At 71.5% G+C, this 20278-nt stretch carries 22 protein-coding genes and 1 riboswitch; of the genes, 9 read left to right on the forward strand and 13 right to left on the reverse strand.

Translation table 11 applies throughout. The features are described 5' to 3' along the window. Nucleotides 1-11: 11 nt before the first annotated feature. Nucleotides 12-1712, forward strand: a complete 1701-nt coding sequence (locus tag AB0J80_RS18790; protein ID WP_364706318.1) for a substrate-binding domain-containing protein — start codon at nt 12-14, stop codon at nt 1710-1712. A 48-nt stretch (nt 1713-1760) separates the two neighbouring features. Here AB0J80_RS18790 and AB0J80_RS18795 read toward each other — a convergent pair whose 3' ends face one another. Then, entirely contained in the window at nt 1761-2891 is a 1131-nt protein-coding gene (locus tag AB0J80_RS18795) for a PP2C family protein-serine/threonine phosphatase (protein ID WP_364706181.1), read from the reverse strand. Nucleotides 2892-2941: 50 nt separating this feature from the next. On the opposite strand from AB0J80_RS18795, the gene AB0J80_RS18800 reads away from it, so the two are divergent. Then, nucleotides 2942-3412, forward strand: a complete 471-nt coding sequence (locus tag AB0J80_RS18800) for a MarR family transcriptional regulator (protein ID WP_364706183.1) — start codon at nt 2942-2944, stop codon at nt 3410-3412. A gap of 11 nt (nt 3413-3423) precedes the next feature. On the opposite strand, the gene AB0J80_RS18805 is transcribed toward AB0J80_RS18800, so the two are convergent. Further along, on the reverse strand, nt 3424-4452 hold the full coding sequence (locus AB0J80_RS18805; protein WP_364706185.1) for an ROK family protein: 1029 nt from the start codon (nt 4450-4452) through the stop codon (nt 3424-3426). Between the two features lie 192 nt (nt 4453-4644). On the opposite strand from AB0J80_RS18805, the gene xylA reads away from it, so the two are divergent. From xylA to AB0J80_RS18820, 3 genes are read left to right on the forward strand one after another with little or no spacing between them, the layout of a single operon-like run. Then, nucleotides 4645-5829, forward strand: a complete 1185-nt coding sequence (gene xylA, locus AB0J80_RS18810) for a xylose isomerase (RefSeq protein WP_364706188.1) — start codon at nt 4645-4647, stop codon at nt 5827-5829. An 8-nt stretch (nt 5830-5837) separates the two neighbouring features. After that, nucleotides 5838-7253: a xylulokinase gene (xylB, locus tag AB0J80_RS18815; RefSeq protein ID WP_364706191.1), complete on the forward strand. Its 1416-nt coding sequence runs from the start codon at nt 5838-5840 to the stop codon at nt 7251-7253. Nucleotides 7254-7263: 10 nt separating this feature from the next. Then, the gene (locus AB0J80_RS18820) at nt 7264-8703 is read left to right on the forward strand and encodes an MFS transporter (protein ID WP_364706193.1); all 1440 of its coding nucleotides are present in this window, start codon (nt 7264-7266) and stop codon (nt 8701-8703) included. Here the strand turns inward: AB0J80_RS18820 and AB0J80_RS18825 are convergent. The 7 genes from AB0J80_RS18825 to AB0J80_RS18855 form a co-directional block, all read right to left on the reverse strand. Further along, entirely contained in the window at nt 8639-10267 is a 1629-nt protein-coding gene (locus AB0J80_RS18825; RefSeq protein ID WP_364706196.1) for an alpha-amylase family glycosyl hydrolase, read from the reverse strand. The genes AB0J80_RS18820 and AB0J80_RS18825 overlap by 65 nt on opposite strands. Nucleotides 10268-10277: 10 nt before the next feature. After that, a complete protein-coding gene (locus AB0J80_RS18830; RefSeq protein ID WP_364706198.1) occupies nt 10278-10997 on the reverse strand; it encodes an HD domain-containing protein in 720 nt (239 codons plus the stop codon). Nucleotides 10998-11040: 43 nt separating this feature from the next. Further along, on the reverse strand, nt 11041-11952 hold the full coding sequence (locus AB0J80_RS18835; RefSeq protein WP_364706200.1) for an MHYT domain-containing protein: 912 nt from the start codon (nt 11950-11952) through the stop codon (nt 11041-11043). Nucleotides 11953-12151: 199 nt separating this feature from the next. After that, nucleotides 12152-12295: a GPGG-motif small membrane protein gene (locus tag AB0J80_RS18840; RefSeq protein ID WP_364706203.1), complete on the reverse strand. Its 144-nt coding sequence runs from the start codon at nt 12293-12295 to the stop codon at nt 12152-12154. A gap of 93 nt (nt 12296-12388) precedes the next feature. After that, nucleotides 12389-13132 carry a metallophosphoesterase gene (locus AB0J80_RS18845; RefSeq protein ID WP_364706205.1) on the reverse strand — a complete coding sequence of 248 codons (744 nt, stop codon included), beginning with the start codon at nt 13130-13132 and terminating at the stop codon, nt 12389-12391. Beyond that, entirely contained in the window at nt 13129-13383 is a 255-nt protein-coding gene (locus tag AB0J80_RS18850) for a hypothetical protein (protein WP_106130395.1), read from the reverse strand. The genes AB0J80_RS18845 and AB0J80_RS18850 overlap by 4 nt, the downstream gene beginning before the upstream one ends. Nucleotide 13384: 1 nt before the next feature. After that, nucleotides 13385-13966: a nucleotidyltransferase gene (locus tag AB0J80_RS18855; protein WP_364706208.1), complete on the reverse strand. Its 582-nt coding sequence runs from the start codon at nt 13964-13966 to the stop codon at nt 13385-13387. A gap of 184 nt (nt 13967-14150) precedes the next feature. Between AB0J80_RS18855 and AB0J80_RS18860 the strand changes: the two genes are divergently transcribed. After that, nucleotides 14151-14912: a thymidylate kinase gene (locus tag AB0J80_RS18860; RefSeq protein ID WP_364706211.1), complete on the forward strand. Its 762-nt coding sequence runs from the start codon at nt 14151-14153 to the stop codon at nt 14910-14912. On the opposite strand, the gene AB0J80_RS18865 is transcribed toward AB0J80_RS18860, so the two are convergent. Further along, nucleotides 14909-15595, reverse strand: coding sequence for an SDR family NAD(P)-dependent oxidoreductase (locus AB0J80_RS18865; RefSeq protein WP_364706212.1), 687 nt, complete (start codon nt 15593-15595; stop codon nt 14909-14911). The two genes, AB0J80_RS18860 and AB0J80_RS18865, sit on opposite strands and share 4 nt — an antisense overlap. A 549-nt stretch (nt 15596-16144) precedes the next feature. Between AB0J80_RS18865 and AB0J80_RS18870 the strand changes: the two genes are divergently transcribed. Beyond that, nucleotides 16145-17146 carry a sigma-70 family RNA polymerase sigma factor gene (locus AB0J80_RS18870; RefSeq protein WP_364706215.1) on the forward strand — a complete coding sequence of 334 codons (1002 nt, stop codon included), beginning with the start codon at nt 16145-16147 and terminating at the stop codon, nt 17144-17146. Between the two features lie 76 nt (nt 17147-17222). Here the strand turns inward: AB0J80_RS18870 and AB0J80_RS18875 are convergent, their stop codons facing one another. From AB0J80_RS18875 to AB0J80_RS18885, 3 genes are all read right to left on the reverse strand, one after another. Further along, nucleotides 17223-18152 carry an NlpC/P60 family protein gene (locus AB0J80_RS18875; protein WP_364706217.1) on the reverse strand — a complete coding sequence of 310 codons (930 nt, stop codon included), beginning with the start codon at nt 18150-18152 and terminating at the stop codon, nt 17223-17225. 42 nt (nt 18153-18194) lie between these two features. Then, nucleotides 18195-18323, reverse strand: a riboswitch (cyclic di-AMP (ydaO/yuaA leader). A gap of 220 nt (nt 18324-18543) precedes the next feature. Beyond that, on the reverse strand, nt 18544-18873 hold the full coding sequence (locus tag AB0J80_RS18880) for a DUF3817 domain-containing protein (RefSeq protein WP_364706219.1): 330 nt from the start codon (nt 18871-18873) through the stop codon (nt 18544-18546). A 13-nt stretch (nt 18874-18886) separates the two neighbouring features. Beyond that, entirely contained in the window at nt 18887-19315 is a 429-nt protein-coding gene (locus tag AB0J80_RS18885) for a hypothetical protein (RefSeq protein WP_364706222.1), read from the reverse strand. A 79-nt stretch (nt 19316-19394) separates the two neighbouring features. Between AB0J80_RS18885 and AB0J80_RS18890 the strand changes: the two genes are divergently transcribed. Then, nucleotides 19395-19640: a DUF6158 family protein gene (locus tag AB0J80_RS18890; protein WP_364706225.1), complete on the forward strand. Its 246-nt coding sequence runs from the start codon at nt 19395-19397 to the stop codon at nt 19638-19640. A 15-nt stretch (nt 19641-19655) separates the two neighbouring features. Continuing rightward, nucleotides 19656-20228 (forward strand): DUF1360 domain-containing protein, encoded by a 573-nt coding sequence (locus AB0J80_RS18895; protein WP_364706228.1) that lies wholly within the window; start codon nt 19656-19658, stop codon nt 20226-20228. Nucleotides 20229-20278 lie beyond the last annotated feature (50 nt).

Below are 20278 nucleotides of genomic sequence, written 5' to 3' on the forward strand. Positions count from 1 at the left end.
TCGCGTCCGCGATGGCGATCGTGGTGGTCCTCGCCGGATCCTGGCTTGGCTATCAGCGTCTCGCCGACAAAGGTTGCTCAGGTCAGATCAAGCTCACCGTCGCGGCCGCGACGGAGATCGCGCCCGCCGTCGAGCAGGCCGCGCAGCAGTGGACGTCCAAGGGCGCCGAGGTCAACGGCACCTGCGTCGCCGTGAGTGTCTCCGGGGTCAACCCGGCCACGATGGCTTCGACCATCGCGCTCAAGCACGGCGTGGCCCTCACCGGCCTCGGTGCGGCGAGCAAGTCGGCCACCGTCCCGGACGTCTGGATCGCCGACTCCACCACCTGGCTCATGCGCCTCCGGTCGGAGGCCTCCGGCTTCGTGCCCACCGACGGCAAGTCGATCGCGACCAGCCCGGTCGTCGTCGCGATGCCGGAGCCGGTGGCGCAGAGCGTCGGCTGGCCCGATCGCAAGCTCGGCTGGGGCGACCTGCTCAAGCGGATCACGACCGGCAACTCGCTGCGTACCGGCATCGTCGACCCGACCCGCGACGCCGCCGGCCTGGCCGGCCTGCTCGCGCTGGGCAGCGCCGCGGGTGGTGGCCCGGAGGCGAAGGCCGCTCAGGTGGGCGCCCTGCGCGCGCTGGCCGCCGGCAGCTCGTCGCTGCGCGAGGACCTGCTGCAGAAGTTCCCCACCTCCACGGACCCGGCCGACCTGGCCAGCGGCATCAGCGCGGCGCCGCTGTCCGAGGAGGACGTCGTCAGTTTCAACGCGGAGAAGCCGGTCGTGCCGCTCGCGGCGCTCTACCTCGACCCGCAGCCGCCGTCGCTGGACTACCCGTTCGCGGTCATGCCCGAGGTCGACCTGACCAAGTCGGCGGCGGCCACCGGCCTGCGCGAGGCGCTGCAGCAGCCCGGTTTCAAGAACGAGCTGGCGAAGGTGGGCCTGCGGGCTCCTGACGGCTCCGTGGGTGCCGGCTTCGCCGCGCCGGTGGGTGCCCCGAAGGCCACCCCGGCGGCCACCTCGGCCGCCAACGGCACCGAGGGCACGGCGGCCGCGGGCCGCGACGCCGGCTCGATCAACCAGGCGCTGGGCAGCTGGGCGGCCATCACGCTGCCGGGCCGGGTGCTCGCGGTGTTCGACGTGTCGGGCTCGATGAAGACGAAGGTGCCGACGGCCGGAGGCATCGACCGGGCCGCGGTGACGCGGGGAGCCGCGTCGCAGGGTCTCGCCCTCTTCGACGACAAGTGGGCGGTCGGCACGTGGGTCTTCTCCACCGAGATGGACGGCTCGAAGCCCTACAAGGAGATCGTGCCGATCACGCCGCTGACGTCCGGCCGGGCCAAGCTCCAGGCCTCGATCTCCCAGATCAAGCCCAAGGACGGCGGGGACACCGGTCTGTACGACACGGCGCTCGCGGCGTACAAGTCGGTGCAGGACAGCTGGCAGGCCGGCCGGGTCAACTCGGTGCTGCTCTTCACCGACGGCAAGAACGACAACCCGGACGGCATCAGCCGGGCCACGCTGATCGCCGAGCTCAAGAAGCTCGCCGACCCGAAGCGTCCGGTCCGCATGGTGATCATCGGTATCGGGGACGGGGTCGACGCGAACGAGCTCGAGGCGATCACCAGCGCGACGAGCGCCGGCGGCGTGTTCATCGCCCCGGACCCCGCGAAGATCTCCGAGATCTTCCTCGAGGCGATCTCCTCCAGGTCCGGCGCCGCCCGCTGATTCACACCTGACGAAGCCGCTCCACCACTGGCGGGTGGGGCGGCTTCGTCACTGCCCGGGCCTGGTCCAGTCCAGGCAGACGGCCACCGCGTCGTCCTCGAGGTCCGCGCTCACGTAGACGCGCAGATCCCCGAGCAGCGAGCGCACCGCCTGCAGCGGTGCCATCGGCGCGGTACGCCGCATGAACCGGTGCAGGGCCGTCTCGCCGTACCGCCCGCTGCGGCCGACGGCCTCGGTCACGCCGTCGCTGACGATGAAGAGGCGGTCCGCCGTCTGCAGCTGGACGCTCTGCGTCTCGAAGTCCGACGACTCGAACATGCCGAGCGGGAACTGCGCCTCCATCGGCAGGTCGAGCACGTCGCCGTCGCGCAGCACCATCATCCGCGGCGACCCCGTGTCGACCACGAGCAGCTCGCCGGTCGCCACGTTCAGCTCCAGCAGCAAGGCCTCCACGTGTGCCTCGCCCCGGTGCTGCGAGAAGATCGCCTGGTCGGCGAGCGCGGCCTGGTCGGCCAGGCTCAGCCCGGCGCGGCGGGCGTTGCGCAGCGCGTGCACCGCCAGCGACGTGAGCATCGCGGCGTTCATGCCGTCGCCCATGCCGTTCAGCACGGTCAGGCAGAGCCGGCCCTCGTCCTCCGCCCAGTCGAAACCGTCGCCGCGGACCGCGTACGCCGGCTCGAGCTGACCCGCGAGGCTGAACGAGGGCCCGATCCGGCACCGCCCCGGCAGCAGCTCCCACTGCATCTCGGCGGCCAGGGTCAGCCGGCGGGTGCGGGCGGCCACCGCGTACCGGTCGGTGCCGGCGCCCGCGGCCATCAGCTCGTGGGCGAGCAGCGTGGCGACCTCCGCGAGCTCCGCGCGGTCCTCGGCCGTGGTGGCGGCGGGGGAGTAGCGCAGCACCCCGATCCGCTCGCCGCGCGCGCTGACCGGCAGGTACGCGACGTGGCCCGCGGCGACCTCGGCCTGGTGGTCGAAGCACCGCCACGCGGGGTCGCCCGGCCGGGTCACCGCGGCGCCGTCCAGCAGCGGGATGAGGGCGGCGAGCCGGTAGTCGACCAGGAGGAGATCGAGGTCGCTGACCGCGTACTCCTTGCCGACGACCTCGGCGAGGCATTCCACCACCCGGTCGGCGGTGGCGTCCGCCAGCGCGCGTCGTACGGCGGTCAGGCGATCGGACACGCTCGCACCCCCTTCACACCGTGCACCGTACGGGTAGTCTCGGCTGCACCATGGCCGAACACCATGGGCCGGATGGGCCACTCCATGCCGCGGCGGTCGACGACGCCGCGCCTGCCTTGCTGGCCGCCTGGGACGCCGCTCGCGAGCGGGCCACGCCCCGCCTCTCCTGGCCCCAGCTCAACGCCCTCCTCGTGGTCGAGCGCACCGAGGGCATCAACCTGCGCGGGCTCGCGGGCCAGCTGAAGATGATCCTGTCGTCGGCCAGCCGGCTCTGCGACCGCCTCGTGGCGTCCGGAATGGTGGAACGCGTGCCGGGCCGGGCCGACCGGCGGGAGATCGCGCTCTACCTGACGCCGTCGTCCCGGCAGCTGCTGGACGACCTGCGGCGCACCCGCCGGGAGATCCTCGCCGAGGTGCTGGGCCGGATGAGCCCGGCGGGCCGGGCGGCCCTCATCCGCGGTCTCACCGAGTTCAGCGCGTCCGCGTCCGCCGAGGGGGACTCCGAGGCCCGCACCGCCTGAGGCGGCGGCGGTCAAGCGCGACCGAGCCAGCCGGCGGGGTCCTCGAGGACCGATCGGATCACCGCGCCGGCCGCGCCGCGCATCGCCGCGTCCGGGCCCAGCCGGGCGGCGCGCAGCTCGACGGGTGACCATTCCGCGGTGAGGACCCGGCGGTCCACCTCCGCGCCGATCGCCGGGCGCAGCAGGGGCAGCAGCGGTGCGTAGATGCCGCCGAGCACGACCGTGCCGATGTCGAGCAGGTTCACGACGGCGGCGATGGCGGTGCCGAGTGCGCGGCCGGCGGTGGTGAGGTCCGCGCCGGTGAGCTCGGCCACCGTGGCGACCCCGGCCGCGCGCAGCATCGCCTCCTGGCCCGCGTACTGCTCGAGGCAGCCGCGGGCGCCGCAGCGGCAGGGCGGTCCGTCGGGGTCGACGGCGAGGTGCCCGATCTCGCCGCTCCAGCCGCGTGCGCCCCGGAACAGCGCGCCGTCGAGGACGATGCCGGCGCCGATGCCGATCTCGCCGGAGATGTAGACGAAGCTGGGCGGCAGGCCGCCGGCCGCGAGCTCGCTGAGCGCGGCGAGGTTCGCCTCGTTGTCGACGGTGACCGGCAGGCCGTCGGCCAGGTCGCCCACCGTGACGTCGTGCCAGCCGAGGTTGGGGGCGACGCGGACCATACCGTCGCCGGCGACGAGGCCGGGGACGGCGAGCGCCACGCCGGCCACGGTCAGCCCGTCGGCCTCGGCCAGCCGGCGTGCCTGCAGGGCGAGGCGGGAGATGCCCGCCAGCGCGGTGGCGGCATCATCCGGGCGCTGGTCGCCGGGCTCGACGAGGCGGTGCCGGACGCGGCCGGTGAGGTCGGCCACGCAGGCGGCCCGGTAGTCGACGTTGATCTCGAGCCCCACCCCGGCCGGGCCGTCGGGCGCGAGCCGCAGGCCCGCCGCGGGGCGTCCGGCGCCGGTGCGGGGTGCGGGTTCCACCTCCGTCAGCAGGGAGCCCGCGATCAGGTCGTCGACGAGCGCCGAGACGGTTGCCCGGGTCAGTCCGCTGGCGGCGGCCACCGCTGCCCGAGATATCGGATCTGCGCTGTTCGCCACAGTTTGCAGCACCAGCGCGAGATTATGGGCCCGCACGCTCGACTGCCGGACGGGAACACTGCTTGCAGTCATCAGGCGGGCCGGCACGCCCTTGACAATGCCACACGGCCGCCAAATAATTCAACCAATAAACAAATCCCTCTCGTGGAGGTCACCGTGTCCGTCCAGCCCACCCGCGACGACAAGTTCTCCTTCGGCCTCTGGACCGTGGGGTGGCAGGCCCGCGACCCGTTCGGCGACGAGACCCGGGGCCCGCTGGACCCCGTGGAGGCGGTGCACAAGCTCGCCGAGCTGGGGGCGTACGGCATCACCTTCCACGACGACGACCTGGTGCCGTTCGGCTCCGACGCGCACACCCGCGACGGGATCATCGCGAGCTTCAAGAAGGCGCTCGAGGAGACCGGCATGGTGGTGCCGATGGTGACCACCAACCTGTTCACCCACCCCGTCTTCAAGGACGGCGGCTTCACCAGCAACGACCGCAACGTCCGCCGCTACGCCCTGCGCAAGGTGCTGCGCAACATGGACCTCGCCGCCGAGCTCGGGGCGAAGACGCTGGTGCTCTGGGGCGGCCGGGAAGGCGCCGAGTACGACGTCGCCAAGGACGTCAACGCGGCGCTCGACCGCTACCGCGAGGGCCTCGACCTCCTCGCGCAGTACTCCGAGGACAAGGGCTACGGCCTGCGCTTCGCCATCGAGCCCAAGCCCAACGAGCCCCGCGGCGACATCCTGCTGCCCACGGCCGGGCACGCCATCGCGTTCGTCCAGGAGCTGGAGCGGCCCGAGCTGTTCGGCATCAACCCCGAGGTCGGCCACGAGCAGATGTCGAACCTCAACTTCGCCCAGGGCATCGCCCAGGCGCTGTGGCACGGCAAGCTGTTCCACATCGACCTCAACGGCCAGCACGGCCCCAAGTTCGACCAGGACCTCGTGTTCGGCCACGGCGACCTGCTCAACGCGTTCGCCCTGGTCGACCTGCTGGAGAACGGCGCACCCGGCGGTGGCCCGCGCTACGACGGCCCCCGGCACTTCGACTACAAGCCCTCGCGCACCGAGGACTACACCGGCGTGTGGGAGTCGGCCAAGGCCAACATGCGGATGTACCTGATGCTCAAGGAGCGCGCCGCGGCCTTCCGCGCCGACCCCGAGGTGCAGGCGGCCCTCGCCGAGTCCAAGGTGCTCGAGCTGTCACAGCCGACCCTGAACGACGGGGAGACCTATCAGGATCTGCTGAATGACAAGAGCGCCTTCGAGGAGTTCGACGTCGATGCGGCCGGCGCGCAGGGTTACGGTTTCGTGAAGCTGCACCAGCTCGCCATCGACCACCTTCTCAAAGCCTGAGGAGCGCCATGACTCTGGTCGCCGGGATCGACAGCTCCACCCAGTCCTGCAAGGTGGTCATCCGCGACGCGGAGACCGGCAAGCTGGTCCGGCAGGGCCGGGCGAGCCACCCCGACGGCACGGAGGTGCATCCGGACGCCTGGTGGGCCGCGCTGCAGCAGGCCATCGACGAGGCGGGTGGGCTCGACGACGTCGCCGCCGCGTCGGTGGCCGGCCAGCAGCACGGCATGGTCGTGCTCGACGAGAACGGCGACGTGGTGCGCCCGGCGCTGCTGTGGAACGACACCCGCAGCGCCGCGGCCGCCACCGAGCTCATCGAGGATCTCGGCGGCGGGGAGGCCGGCCGTCGCGCCTGGGCCGACGCCGTCGGGATCGTCCCGGTCGCCAGCTTCACCCTCACCAAGCTGCGCTGGCTGGCCCGCCACGAGCCGGAAGCGGCCGCCCGGGTGGCCGCGGTGTGCCTGCCGCACGACTGGCTCACCTGGAAGCTCTCCGGCGCCCGCGGTCTCGACACGCTGCGCACCGACCGCAGCGACGCCAGCGGCACCCTCTACTGGTCGGCGGCGACGAACGAGTACCGGCCGGACCTGCTCGAGCTCGGGTTCGGCCGGCGTATCCACGTCCCGGAGGTGCTCGGTCCCACCGGCATCGCCGGTCACCTGCCGAACGGCGCGCCGCTCGGGCCGGGCGCCGGGGACAACGCCGCCGCGGGACTCGGCGCCGGCGCGCTGCCGGGAGACGTCGTGGTCTCCATCGGTACGTCGGGCACGGTCTTCGTCTCCTCGGACGTCGCCCCGGACGACCCGAGCGGGACGGTGGCCGGGTTCGCCGACACCACGGGCCGGTTCCTGCCGATCGTGGTGACACTCAACGCCGCACGGGTCCTCGACGCGGCCACCCGGCTGCTCGGGGTGGACCACGGCGAGCTGTCGCGGCTCGCGCTGTCCGCGCCGGCGGGGGCGGACGGACTGGTGCTGATCCCGTACCTGGAAGGGGAGCGAACGCCGAACCGGCCGGACGCGACCGGAGCGATCCACGGCCTGACGCTGCGGACGTCCGATCCCGCCCATCTGGCTCGCGCGGCGGTCGAGGGCATGCTGTGCGCGCTGGCCGACGGGCTCGACGCGCTCGTGACCCACGGCGCCACCGCCAACCGGATCGTGCTGGTGGGCGGGGGTGCTCGCAGCGAGGCCGTACGCCGCATCGCCCCCGCACTGTTCGGGCTGCCGGTCCTTGTCCCGCCCCCGGGCGAGTACGTCGCGGACGGCGCCGCCCGGCAGGCCGCGTGGGTGATCACGGGCGGCGACGCCCCGCCGACCTGGTCCGCCGAGACCCCCGAGGTGTACGAGGACCGCAGCGTCCCCCTGATCCGGGAGCAGTACGCGGCCGCCCGTGACAGGGTCGTCGACCGCGTCGCCCGCTAACCTTCACCGCGTGAAGGGTGGCCCGGCGCATCGCGCGTACAGCGTCGTGGTCTTCGTCATCCTGGCGTCGCTCGACAACGTGGCGATCGGGCTGGTGCCGCCCCTCTACGGCAGCATCGGCGCGGACTTCGGCGTCGGCGAGGCGCACATCGCGCTGGCCACCACGATCATGTTCCTGCTCAGCGCGGTGGCGGCGGTCGGCTGGGCGTACGCGGGCGACCGCACCGACCGCAAGCCCGTCCTGATCGCCGGCACCGCGATCTGGGTGCTCGGCACGGTGTGGTCCGGGCTGGCCGGCAGCTACCCGTCGTTCCTGTGCTCCCAGGTGTTCGCCTCGATCGGCCTGGGCGGCGTGGCCAGTGTCAGCTTCGCCGTGGTCAGCGACCTGATCTCGCCGCGGCGGCGGGGGCTCGTGATGAGCTTCTGGGGCCTGTCGCAGGGCGTCGGCACGATCGGCGGGACGCTGGTGGGCGGCGTGCTCGGCGCGGACGACTGGCGCCGGCCGTTCCTCGTCGCGGCGGCCGCCGGGCTGGTCGCCACGATCGCGTACTTCTTCACCTACGACGTGCCGCGCGGGGACAGCCAGCCCGAGCTGCAGGGCGTCGAGTACGACGAGCGCATCCACCGCGACGACCTGCCGAAGATCCTCGGGCGGCGTACCAATGTCTGGCTGATCCTGCAGGGCTTCTCCGCGCAGGTGGCGTTCGGCTCGCTGGTCTGGCTGCCGGTGCTGTTCCGCGCCCGGGCCGAGGACCAGGGCTACTCCACGCCGACCGCCATCGTCGTCGGCAGCGTCTTCGCCACGCTGTTCCAGCTCGGCGGGGCCTTCTCCATCCTCGGCGGCCTGGCCGGCGACCGGTTGCAGCGGCGGACGCCCCGGGGCCGCGCCCTGGTCGCGGCGGTCGGCATCCTCGCCGCCGTGCCGTTCTACGTGGTCCTCTACTTCGTGCCGTTCCGCATCGACGTGCCGGACGGCGGCAGCACCGGCGCGATCATCAAGACGGTCCTCGCCGACGTGTGGACCGAGCCGTCGGTCGGCCTCAGCCTCCTCACCGCCGTCTTCGCCCTGGCGCTGACCTCGGCGAACTCACCGAACTGGTACGCGCTGATCGCCGACGTCAACCCGCCCGAGCACCGCGGCACCGTCTACAGCCTCGGCAACCTGGTCAACGGGGTGGGACGCGCCGGCGGCAACGCGCTGGTCGGTGTCGCCTTCCGCGCGCTGGCCGGCGCCTTCCCGCCGCCGTTGAACTACGCCGTCGGCCTGGCGGCGTTCCAGTTCTTCTTCGTCCCGACCGGGATCATGTACTGGCTGGCGAGCCGGACGGTGGCCAGGGACATGGACGACACCCATGCGGCCCTGGCCACCTATGCGGATGGGACGGCTACGCGCGAGCCCAGACCGTCACGTCCTGCGGAACCCGGCCGTCCTCGTCGAGCGGCTCGCTGACCAGCAGCACCCGCGCGCCCAGCGGCAGCTCCGCCGGGGCGTCCCCGAAGTTGGTCAGCACCAGGACGTCGCCGTTGCGGAACGCCAGCACGTCGGCGGGCGTGTCGAGCCAGCTCAGCGTGCCCGTGCCCAGGCCGTGCTCGGCCCGCAGGCGCAGCGCCGACCGGTACAGCTCGTAGGTGGAGCCCGGCACGTCGCGCTGGCGGTCGAGGGCGTACTCGGCCCAGGAGGCGGGCTGCGGCAGCCAGCTCGCGTCGGCCGGGCCGAAGCCGTACGAGGGGGCGTCCGCCTCCCACGGGATCGGCACCCGGCAGCCGTCGCGCCCGCGCTCGCTGTGCCCGGAGCGTTCCCACGCCGGGTCCTGCCGCAGCTCGTCGGGGATCGCGGTGTGCTCGGGCAGCCCCAGCTCCTCGCCCTGGTAGAGGTACGCCGACCCGGGCAGCGCCAGCATCTGCAGCGAGGCCGCCCGCGCCCGGCGCAGCCCCAGCGGCGCGTCCGGCTGCGGGTCGTCCACCCCGATGCCGTGCCGCCGCGGCTCGCCGACCGGGTAGCCGAGCCGGGTAGCGTGCCGCACCACGTCGTGGTTGGAGAGCACCCACGTGGTCGGGGCGCCGACGGCGGCGTTGGCGGTGGTCGTGGTGTCGATGACGTCGCGCAGCGGGTCGGCGCTCCAGGGCGTGTCGAGGTACTGGAAGTTGAACGCCTGGTGCATCTCGTCCGGCCGGACGTAGTGCGCGAGGCGTTCCGCGGGCTGCACCCAAGCCTCGGCGACGAGGATCCGGTCGCCGTCGTACGTGTTCAGCACCGCCCGCCAGTGCCGGTAGATCTCGTGCACCCCGTCCTGGTCCCACATCGGCGGGGGCGGGGCGCCCTCCGGGGCCAGGCCGCCGAGGACCTCGCCCGCGTACTCGTAGTCGGCGAGCTCGGCGTCCTTGATGAGGCCGTGCGCGACGTCCACCCGGAAGCCGTCGACGCCCCGGTCGAGCCAGAAGCGCAGGATCGCGTCGAACTCGGCGCGCACCCCGTCGTCGCCCCAGTTCAGGTCCGGCTGGGTGACGTCGAACAGGTGCAGGTACCACTGGCCGTCGGGGACCCGTTCCCAGGCCGGACCGCCGAAGACGCTGCACCAGTCGTTCGGCGGCTCGCTGCCGTCCGGGCCGCGGCCGTCGCGGAAGATGTAGCGCTCCCGTTCGGGGCTGCCCGGGCCGGCGGCGAGCGCGGCGCGGAACCAGGGGTGCTCGCTGGAGGTGTGGTTGGGCACCAGGTCGACGATGACCCGCAGGCCCAGCGCCTTGGCCTCGGCGATCATCTTGTCGGCGTCGCCGAGGTCGCCGAAGCGCGAGTCGACCGAGCGGTAGTCGGCCACGTCGTAGCCGGCGTCGTGCTGCGGCGACGGGTAGAACGGCGACAGCCACACCGCATCCACGCCGAGGTCGCGCAGGTCACGCAGCCGCGCGGTGATGCCGGGCAGGTCGCCCATGCCGTCGCCGTTGCCGTCGGCGAACGACCGCGGATAGATCTGGTAGATGACGGCGCTGCGCCACCATTCAGTGGGGGAGGGCATACTCCCCAGGCTAACCGTCCAGGATGGCGGCGAACCGTTCCTCGGCGAGGTCGAGCTGATCGAGGATGTGGTCCTTGGCCGCCACCGACAGCGGGGTGTCCGGCCGTCCGACCAGCTCCCGCAGCTTCGGCACCAGTGGACGGTACTTGATCGCCGAGCTGCGCGCCTTGTCGTACGTGGTGTGAATGATCCCGACGCCGTTGTCGGTGAAGTCGCTCACCTTGATGATCCGGGCCCACGGATCCTGTTCGAGGCTGGCGGCCACGTGCGTGCGGTACTGCTCGTGCTTGTCGCGTTCCGGGTCGTACTCCGGGTTGGTGACCGAGCGGACCAGCCCGGCCACCCGCGGGTTGTAGCGCCGGGCCAGCTCGGCGATCGCCGCCTCGGTCAGCTTCTGGTGGCCCAGGCCCTCGGGCAGCCCGGCCAGCTCGGCGGGGTGGTCCTCGACCGCGTCGTGCAGCAGCGCCGCCGTCAGCACGTCCACGTCCCGGATGCCGTAGTAACGCATGATCCGGATCGCGACCCGCAGCAGGTGGTTCAGGTAGGGCTCGCGGACCCGCCGGTCGTCGGCGTGCAGCCGGGACGCGAGAGCCAGTGCGTCCTCGAGCTGCCGCCGGTCGCCGGCCGGCAGGTCCTCGATCTCCAGCAGGAACCTCTCCCGCAGGCCCGACTCGCCGTACACCTCGGTGATCGCGTGCAGCGGCATCGACAGCAGCATCCTTGGCGCCATGCCGAACAGGTATACCCGACGAGGTCCGCGCGCGGGGCCGCGATCAGGAAGGAACGTCGATCAGCGGCTCATCCGTGACCACCGGGCGGGGCGGCACCGGGCGCGGCGACGGGCGGCTGCCGGGCTTGCGCCGCATCGCGGACATCGACGCCTGCTTCAGCGACCAGGGGTGCGGGTTCTCGGCGTGCACGCCGCGGCGGCGGATGCCGGCGCCGTCGGTGAACTCCTCCTCGGTCATGGCCTGCAGGCCGCTGAGCGCGACCCCGAGGATGGTGGCGGCGCTGACCAGGGTGATCGGCACGATCATGAGCAGCGGCCGGATGCCGGTGGCGCCGCCGGCCAGGTCGTGGCTGAGCTCCACGGACATTCCCGCCATCCCGGTGTAGTGCATCCCGCAGACGGCGAGCGCCATGATCGCGGCGGCGCCGAGCATCGGCAGCCAGCCGTGGACGGTGACGGTGAACCACAGCGCCGTGGTCGACGCGACGACGGCGATGATGCCGGACGCGACGACCAGCGCGAGGTTGTAGTGGATGGTGCCGTAGACGTGCATGCCCGCCATGCCGGTGTAGTGCATGCCCATGACGCCGGCGCCGGTGAGCACGCCTGCGGTGACGACCCGGGGGAGGCTGCGCCGGCCGTGTCCGACCACCATCAGTCCGAAGCCGACGGCGACCACGGCGAGGCCGAGGCTGACCATGGTGAGGGCGGGGCTGTAGCGGACCGGGCTCTCCGGCACGTCGAAGCCGAGCATGGCGGTGAAGTGCATGAGCCAGATGGCGGCGCCGCCGATGGAGAATGCAGCGATGATCAGCCAACGCGTGCGTCTGCTCCGGGTACGCGCCGATCGGGCACGGCCGGTGGAGAGCAGGCCGACGAAGGAACCCAGAAGAGCCACCAGGTAGGCGGCGATCGGGTTGAAGGCACCGTAGGTGAAGTGATGGACCTCGGCCACAGCCGGGACTCCTCGCAAACGTCGGGGGGATCGTTTCGCAAGGATTGAGCCATGAGTCCGATCTACGACATCGCACTTCGTGTGCGTGTCACTACATAGTGAACCGGGGCCACCGTATGGCTGCCTGCGAGAGGTAGCCATACGGCAGCCCCGGTGCGGTCGGAGGGACCGGTCAGGAAACTGCCGGGGGGACAGGGCGTTAACTGAAGATGCTCACGCCGCCCGGGCCGACGAGCAGGCCCACGACGATGAGCACGACGCCCCAGAGGATCTGCCGCCGGAACAGCGCGAGGATGCCGGCGACCACGAGTACGACTGCGAGGATCCAGAGCAAAAGTTCCATGGTCAGCTGATACCCGACCGCGCGAAATCGAAAACCTGATACACACACGACGAAGCCCCGTCCTGTGCTAGGACGGGGCTTCGAAGGGAAGACTCAGGCTGACACCAGCTCAGCGTCCACTTTGTCCGACAAGAGCTGATAGACGTTGTAGGCCTGCTTAATGACGGGGTGCGCCACATTGCGAACCGGTACGCCGCCCGGCGTCCGCCCCCGCTCGGAACCGTGGTGTGCGTGCCCGTGCAGCGCCAGCGCGGTCGGCGCCGAGTCGATGGCCTGCCCCAGCAGGTACGACCCCAGGAACGGATAGATCTCCAGCGGCTCGCCCACCAGCGTCTCGGGCACCGGTGCATAGTGCGTGAGCGCCACCAGCGCATCGCACTCGAGCCCGCGCAGGGCCGCACCCAGCCGCTCCGCGATCGCCTCGGTGGTGCCGACGAAGTTCTTCATCTCCCGCTCACCGAACGAGCTGGCGCACGCCCCGGCGAACCCGCCGCCGAAGCCCTTGGCGCCCGCGATCCCGAGCCGGTGGCCGTGGAGCTCCAGCACCGTGCCGTCGCCCTCGAGCACCGTCATCCCGGAGTCGGTCAGCACCTTGGCCACTTCGTCCTGCTGGTCGCTCTGGTGATCGTGGTTGCCGAGCACGACCACCACCGGCACGCCGAGCCCACCGAACTCGGTCGCCATGCACGTGGCCTCCTCGACCGTGCCGTGCCGGGTGAGGTCGCCCGCGACCAGCAGGACGTCGGCGACGTCCGGCAGGCGTTCCAGCGCGGGGCGGTAGCGGCCCAGCACGTCCTTGTCCACGTGGACGTCGCCCACGGCGGCGATCCGGATCATGAAATCTCCTCCACCTCGCTGGGCGCCGCGGCGCGCACGATGCCGATGTCACAGGCGATCTCCACGTCCGGGAACTTCGTCGTGATCTGCCGGCAGATCTCGTCCCGGCGCTGCGCGCTCTCCACCTCGCCGCCGAGCACCAGCAGGTGCTCCCGGCGCTGCAGGGTGATCCCCTGCTCGGCGACCGCGCCGTTCTCGGTCAGGAGACGCTGGATCTCCGCCTCCACGTACTCGTCGAGTTGTGGTGTCATCTCATCCCCCCACGGTCAGCTGTGCGCCCTGCTCCGGTACCACCTCGAGGCGGTCCAGCAGCACGAGGAACGCCTCGGCGTACGGCGACTTCGCCGTCTCCTCGCGTACCCGGTCCCAGTCGATCTGCTCGCGCAGCGACCGGGCCACGGGCAGGCCGGTGGCGAAGTCGCAGTAGTGCTGGGTGTAGCTCAGCAGCTTGTGCACCATCAGCTGGGTCGCCGACAGCACGGGCATGTGGATCGCCTCGACCGGGCGCATCACGGTGTCGCGCAGGGTGGCGTCGGTCACCGGTGACTCCACCGGTCGATAGATGAGGTCCACCATGCGGCCCTCGTCGAACACCTTGACCAGCCAGTCCTCCGGCGGCTGCTCCACCTCGAAGCCCACCGCGGAGAGCTCGGCCAGCGCCCGTTCCTTGTCCTGCTCGCGGATCAGGAAGTCGACGTCGTGGTCGCTGGAGTGCCCGCCGTGGGCGTACACGGCGAAGCTGCCGCCGAGGGCGAACGGGACCTCGGCCTGTTTGAGCACCGAGGCCACCCGTTTGAGCGTGTTGACCAGGCCCTCGTCCACCCGGTGCGGCATGGCGTCTCCCTGTGTCGATGCGGTGTCCGTTTCCAGTCGGAACGACTACCCCTCAAGGCCACCCTTGTAACGCGAGCAGACCCGGTCCCAAGGTCAAATTCCACTGCTAAGACCCATTTTGTACGCCCAGAGCGGCCTCCACGTGGCGAACCGTCGGTGACAGCACCGGCTACCGTCGGTGGGTATGGTTCCCCGGCCCCGCACCATCGCCCTCGTCGGCATCGACGGCTCCGGCAAGACGACCCAGGCGCACCTGCTGGCGACCGCGCTGGCGGACCGCGGCCTGCCGGCGACGTACCGCCGCAACGCCGGCGGGCGCCGGTGGTTCGGCCGCCTCGCCACCGCGCTGGGCCGGCGTGACGGCGAACACCTGCTCGGCCGGCGCACGATGCTTCTCGTCGAGTCCGTCCTGCGCTGGCTGGCCATCCTGCGGACCCTGCTGCGGCGCCGGCTGACCGGTGAGATCGCCGTGATGGACCGCTACGCCGTCTGCCAGTACGCGAGCATCCGCGCCCACGCGAAGAACCCCCGGCCCGAGCGGCTGAACCGGGCCGAGCGGCGGGCACGGCTGGCGTACCGGATCTTCCCGAAGCCGGACCTCACCTTCCTGCTGGCGGTCGACCCAACAGTGGCCTACGACCGGATCGAGCGCCGCGGCTACGACCACGAGGAGATGGACTACCTGCGGGCGGCCGCGGCGGCCTACCGGGCCGTGCCCGAGTACGCCGGCTTCGTCGTGATCGACGCGAACGGCACTCCGGAGCAGGTCCAGGCCGCCCTGCTGGCGCACCTCGATCCCGCGCCGGCGCCTGTCGCGGTGGCGGCGATCCCGACGCGGCCCCGGCCCGCCGCGCTGGTGTCGCACGCCCGTGCTCTGATCCTCGTGGCCGCCACTCTGGCGGCCGCCGCGACGGCGGTGACGCTGCAGCTGGCGGAGGTCTTCTAAGCCCTGCCGTAGACGGGGATGCTCGCGCCGCTCGTGGGCGCGGAGGCGTCCCCGGCCAGGAACGCGATGACGCCGGCGAGCTCCGCCGGGGTGACCCACCGCGTGTGGTCGGCGTCCGGCTGGTCCCGGCGGTTCAGCGGCGTGTCGATGACGCTGGGCAGCACCGTGTTGGCCCGCACGTTGTCCTTGCGGTACTCCACCGCGACGGCGTTGGCGAAGGCGAGCACCGCCGCCTTCGCCGTGGCGTAGCCGGCCGCCCCGGAGAACGGCGCCACCGCTGTGCGGGACGAGACGCACACCACGGAACCCCCGCCCGCCGCGACCAGGTGGGGCAGGGCCGCCGCGGTCACCAGGTACGTCGGCCGCAGGTTCAGCCGCAGGATCGCCTCGAAGTCGTCCACCGGCGTCTCGTGCACCCGCCCGCCTATCGCGAAGCCGCCGACGAGGTTGATCACTGCCTTGAGGGGCGCTCCGGGCTCGGCCGTGGCGAGCGTCACGGCGGCCGCCACGTCCTCCGGCACGGTCAGGTCGGCTGCCACGCTCGTCACGCCCTGGGGGAGCCGCGCCGTCCCCTGCGCCCGTACGGGGGCGACCACCCGCCATCCCTCGTCCCGGAGCCGCTCGATCACCGCACCACCGAGCCCGCCTGTCCCGCCCGTCACCACCGCACTGCGATCCGCCATGCGGCCACGGTATCGCTGTGTTTTGCGTCACTGTCTGTGTGGTCCGGCGCCGGGGCGGTAAGGCCTAGGGAAGCCGGTGGTCGCCCGAGCGGGGGTCACCCGGACGGGCTAGTGATCTGCGGCGCGATGTGCCGCATGGTGGCAGATGGTCCCGCGTCCTACCGGCGCCGGGATCTTCGCCGTGGCGTTTGGTTCAAGCTTGGCGGCAACCTGTCGATGCTGGACGTGAACCCAATTGGCTACCGAGCCGTACTGGGTAGTGACGAGCGTCGCAAGGCAATCCGTGACGCCCGTCGCTGTGACGGATGAGGGGCTGATGGTGTCATGTATCGGGCGAGGGGTATGCGTCAGTGCACGCATCCGACGCCGGGTACGGCTCCGAATGCCTCCACAGAGAGCCCTCTTCAGTAAGTATGCACGCGGCTCTCAGGTGACGCTCAGGCATTCGTGACACTTTCGACCCACCAGCCGGAATCAGTGCAGGGCGCCACTTGTTGTGTAGGTGTCAGCACCGCAATGCACGAACTGCGGACGTTACGGGGAGGGCTGATGGACGCAGGAATTGCCCGTAACAGGGTTAGTGAAGGCAATGAGGGGACCGTGGGCAACGTGGAGAAGAACACCGTGATGCGGACGGACGAAGTCGCCGAGGAGCGCGACCTCGTCGGCGTCTACCTGCACGAGATCTCCCGCACGCCGCTTCTGGACGCCGCCAGGGAGGTCGACCTCTCCAAGGCAATCGAGGCCGGCCTCTATGCCGAGCACCTGCTCGAGAGCGGTGACGTCCGTCGCGGCGTGAGCCGGGAGGAGCTGGAGCGGCTGGTCGTCGAGGGCGAGCGGGCCAAGGACCTGTTCATCCGCGCGAACCTCCGCCTGGTCGTCTCGATCGCACGCCGGTACGTGCGGTCGGGCATGCCGATGCTCGACCTGATCCAGGAGGGCAACACCGGCCTGGTCCGCGCCGTCGAGAAGTTCGACTACGAGCGCGGCTACAAGTTCTCGACGTACGCGACGTGGTGGATCCGCCAGGCGATCAGCCGGGCGATCGCGCAGCAGGAGCGCACCGTGCGCCTGCCCGTGCACCTCGTCGAGGACGTCAACCGGATGCGCAACGTCACCCGCCAGCTCGTCCGCGAGCTCGGCGCCGACCCGGAGCCCGAGCAGATCGCCGCGGCGCTGGGTGTGACGGTGGAGCGCGTCAGCGAGCTGACCCGCTGGGCCCAGGACACCGTGTCGCTGGACACCCCGGTCGGCGACGACGGCGACACCAACCTCGGTGACCTGGTCGCCGACAGCGACGCCCCGTCGCCCGAGGAGATCGTGCTGACCGCCCTGGAGCGCCAGCGCATCGAGGGCCTGCTCAACCACCTCGACGACCGTTCCGCCGGCATCATGCGCGCCCGGTACGGCCTCGAGGACGGTCGCGAGCACTCGCTGACCGAGGTGGCGTCGCGGTTCTCGCTCTCCCGCGAGCGCATCCGCCAGCTCGAGATCCAGGCCCTGGGCCGGCTGCGTGAGCTGGCCCGCGCCGAAGGCCTCCAGGCCGCGTAGCTCTCCATCCCCCGTAACGCCGAAGGCCGGTGCCCCTCGCGGGACACCGGCCTTCTGACGTGTGGGGACGGCGCGATCAGGTCACGCGGCCGTAGCCGTACGGGGTCATGATGTCGATGGTTCGGTGTTTCACCGGCTCGCCCGCGCGGGAGGCGTCGATGATCTTCCCGCCGCCGACGTACAGGGCGACGTGCCCGAGGCTGCGGTAGAACACGAGGTCGCCGGGCTGGAGCTGGGAGCGGCTGATCCGCCGGGTGGCGCTGTACTGTGCCGCGGCGTTGTGCGGCAACGACTTGCCCGCCTGGCTCCAGGCGCGGGAGGTCAGGCCCGAGCAGTCGTACGTGGCCAGACCGTCGGCGCCGTACTCGTACATCTTGCCGACCTGGTCGAACGCGAACCGGACCACGACGCCGGCGTCGCCGGACACCGAGGGGACGGCGCCGGTGTAGCGGGAGCCGGTCTGGGTCGCCCTGCCGAACGCCGCCTTGCGCATGGCGTACAGGTCCTTGAGCTGGCCCTCGATCTTCTTCTTGCGGGCGGCGAGCTCCTTGACCTCGGCGGCCTGCTTGTCCTGCGTCGCCTTCAGCGCGGCCTGCCGCTGGTCGTAGTTCTGCGTCGTGGCCGTGTAGTTGTCGATGTCACGCTGCCGGCTGCGGGACAGCTGCTCGAGGATGGACATGCGGTCCATCAGGTTGCTGCTGCCCTCCAGCACGACGTTCATCGTGCCGACCTTGCCGGTCTTGTACGCCGATGAGGCGATGACGTTCATCTGCGCGCCGGCGACCTTCAGGGCTTCCTTGGCGGGCCCGATAGACGCGGCGAGCTTCTTCTCGTCGTCCTGCGTCTTCTTCAGGCTGATCTTCATCTTGTTGTACGACTCGACGACGTCCTCGAGCTCGTTCGACGCCTTCTCGATCTTCTTGTTGATGTCACCGGTCGACGGCGCCGCGTGCGCGGCCGGCGCGACGGTGCCGGTGATCACGATCGCCAGGGCGGCGACCACCATGGTGCGTAGCCTCGTGCGGGCGTGTGGCAACGGAACGTGGCCTTTCTTCCGCTGGGCCGCCTACCGGGTTAGCTGACGGATTCGGGCGGGAAGAAGGCCCTACCGCTCGCGCGGATTCACCCCAGGTGCTGACTTCGGTGGTTCCCCGGCTCGCCGAGACGGGCAGGGCGGCCCCGGGGGATGGGGACACCGTGTCCGCCGTCGAGGGATTCGGCGGCGTTGGCCGGCGCCACCGTGAGGGTGATGGCTGCGGACCGGACCAACCGCACCAACTTATCGGCGATCGCGATTAATTCAAGAGCCCGAAGAGTGACGTGCGCCAATTACCCCGTAAATGGGGAATGATCCCGATAACGGAACGCACTTTCCTGCGTTCGCTGCGTCACCCTTACTATTTCCGCGCCATCGCGGGCGGGGTGTCCATCGACTGAACGGCCCACTTGCGAGAAACCACCCGCTCCGCCCAGAACGAGAAGAACGGGATGGTGCCGGCCAGCATCACCAGCAGCATCCGGCCCAGCGGCCAGCCGGCCCGGCGGCTGAGGTCGAAGGTGGCCGCGAGGTAGATCATGTAGAGGAAACCGTGCACGGGTCCCACCGCCGCGACCACGGTGTCGTTGTCACCGGCGTACTTCAGCGGCATGCCCACCAGCACGAGCACGATGAGGATCACGCCGACGATCCAGGCGATGATCCGGTAGCGGGTGAGGGCTCCCTGCACGGTCCACGTCCTTCTACTTGGTGCTGCTCTTGCGTCCGGGGTAGTCGCCGGGCCGGGCCCCGGGGTGGGCGTTGAGCCAGGCGAGATAGTCGTTGTAGGCGTCCAGCTCCGGGTCGTCGGCGGTCACCCGCTGCGAGGACACGCGTACGCGCACCGGCCGGCGTACCGTCACGGGCGCAGCCGGGTCGGGCGCCACCGCGGGGGAGTCGCCGGGCTCCTCGGGAGCCGGCCGGCCGGCCCGGAGCTCCTGCTGGACCTCACGCACCCACAGGAAGACCACGAAGAGCGCGAAGACCGGCCACTCGAAGGTGTAGCCCCAGCTCAGCGTGTTGCCGCCGGTGGCGCGGCTGAACTGCCACCAGCCCAGGCCGAGGAAGCCGGCCACGAGCACGAGCGCGACGACGTGGCGCACCAGCCACGCCGGCCTCAACAGCGCTCTCATGGGTCGAGCGTATCCGGCTGGGGTTTGACACCAGGCGGCACGGGCAACCGTTGCGGGAAGCACCGAGAGGGGAGAGATCATGAGCGACCACGAGGTCGACGACCGCGTCGGCACCGAGCAGGGCATCGACCCGGCCGGGCTCGCCGACGAGGACCTGATCCGTGAGCTCGGCAGCCTGCACCGGACCCGGCTGCAGACGCTGCGGCACGGACCCGACGCGGCGCTCGCCAACCACCTGCGCCGCACGGCGGAGCTGGAGACCGAGTACCTCGCCCGGCACCCCGGCCGCGAGGTCGACCCGCACCGGCTCACCCAGGACTTCTGAGAGGAACCCGTACGCATGACCTCCTCGGTACGCGGCCGGTTCGCCCGCCTGCGGCGCCAGTACGCCCCCCACGAACACCGCCCCCTCGAGGGGTACGCGGCGACCATGGGCGCCTTCGGCGTGCTCGCCGGCAGCCTTGCCGTCGTCGCAAAGGCGACGGGGCGCACGGTGCCGGAGCGCCCGGCCGTGGCCGACGTGGTGCTCATCTCGATCGCCACCCACAAGCTCAGCCGGCTGATCGCCAAGGACTCGGTCACCAGCCCGCTGCGGGCGCCCTTCACGCGCTATTCCGAGCCGGGCGGCAGCGCGGAGCTGAACGAGGAGGTCCGCGACGAGGGCAGCCCGATCCGCCACTCGATCGGCGAGCTGATCAGCTGCCCGTTCTGCCTGGCGGTCTGGGTGGCCACCGGCCTGACCAGCGGCCTGGTGTTCGCGCCGCGGCTGACCCGGCTGGCCGCCACGGTGTTCACCGCGACGGCGGCGTCGGACTTCCTGCAGATGGCGTACTCGCTGGCGAAGGAGGCGGCCGAGGGTGACCCGGAGCCCGAGCCGTCCCAGCCCGCGCTGAACGGCCGCGCGCTGGCCTGAGGCAACGAAGAACGGCCCCGGCGAAAGCCGGGGCCGTCTCGCTGTCCCTG

The organism is Actinoplanes sp. NPDC049548 (assembly GCF_040676695.1).
GTDB lineage: Bacteria > Actinomycetota > Actinomycetes > Mycobacteriales > Micromonosporaceae > Actinoplanes.

Bases quoted from the DNA above. Each gene is read 5' to 3' on its own strand.
- AB0J80_RS18790 (WP_364706318.1), top strand. From the start codon at position 12: ATGGCGATCGTGGTGGTCCTCGCCGGATCCTGGCTTGGCTATCAGCGT.
- AB0J80_RS18800 (WP_364706183.1), top strand. From the start codon at position 2,942: ATGGCCGAACACCATGGGCCGGATGGGCCACTCCATGCCGCGGCGGTC.
- xylB (WP_364706191.1), top strand. From the start codon at position 5,838: ATGACTCTGGTCGCCGGGATCGACAGCTCCACCCAGTCCTGCAAGGTG.
- AB0J80_RS18825 (WP_364706196.1), bottom strand. From the start codon at position 10,267: ATGCCCTCCCCCACTGAATGGTGGCGCAGCGCCGTCATCTACCAGATC.
- AB0J80_RS18830 (WP_364706198.1), bottom strand. From the start codon at position 10,997: ATGGCGCCAAGGATGCTGCTGTCGATGCCGCTGCACGCGATCACCGAG.
- AB0J80_RS18840 (WP_364706203.1), bottom strand. From the start codon at position 12,295: ATGGAACTTTTGCTCTGGATCCTCGCAGTCGTACTCGTGGTCGCCGGC.
- AB0J80_RS18845 (WP_364706205.1), bottom strand. From the start codon at position 13,132: ATGATCCGGATCGCCGCCGTGGGCGACGTCCACGTGGACAAGGACGTG.
- AB0J80_RS18850 (WP_106130395.1), bottom strand. From the start codon at position 13,383: ATGACACCACAACTCGACGAGTACGTGGAGGCGGAGATCCAGCGTCTC.
- AB0J80_RS18855 (WP_364706208.1), bottom strand. From the start codon at position 13,966: ATGCCGCACCGGGTGGACGAGGGCCTGGTCAACACGCTCAAACGGGTG.
- AB0J80_RS18860 (WP_364706211.1), top strand. From the start codon at position 14,151: ATGGTTCCCCGGCCCCGCACCATCGCCCTCGTCGGCATCGACGGCTCC.
- AB0J80_RS18865 (WP_364706212.1), bottom strand. From the start codon at position 15,595: ATGGCGGATCGCAGTGCGGTGGTGACGGGCGGGACAGGCGGGCTCGGT.
- AB0J80_RS18870 (WP_364706215.1), top strand. From the start codon at position 16,145: ATGGACGCAGGAATTGCCCGTAACAGGGTTAGTGAAGGCAATGAGGGG.
- AB0J80_RS18875 (WP_364706217.1), bottom strand. From the start codon at position 18,152: ATGGTGGTCGCCGCCCTGGCGATCGTGATCACCGGCACCGTCGCGCCG.
- AB0J80_RS18885 (WP_364706222.1), bottom strand. From the start codon at position 19,315: ATGAGAGCGCTGTTGAGGCCGGCGTGGCTGGTGCGCCACGTCGTCGCG.
- AB0J80_RS18890 (WP_364706225.1), top strand. From the start codon at position 19,395: ATGAGCGACCACGAGGTCGACGACCGCGTCGGCACCGAGCAGGGCATC.
- AB0J80_RS18895 (WP_364706228.1), top strand. From the start codon at position 19,656: ATGACCTCCTCGGTACGCGGCCGGTTCGCCCGCCTGCGGCGCCAGTAC.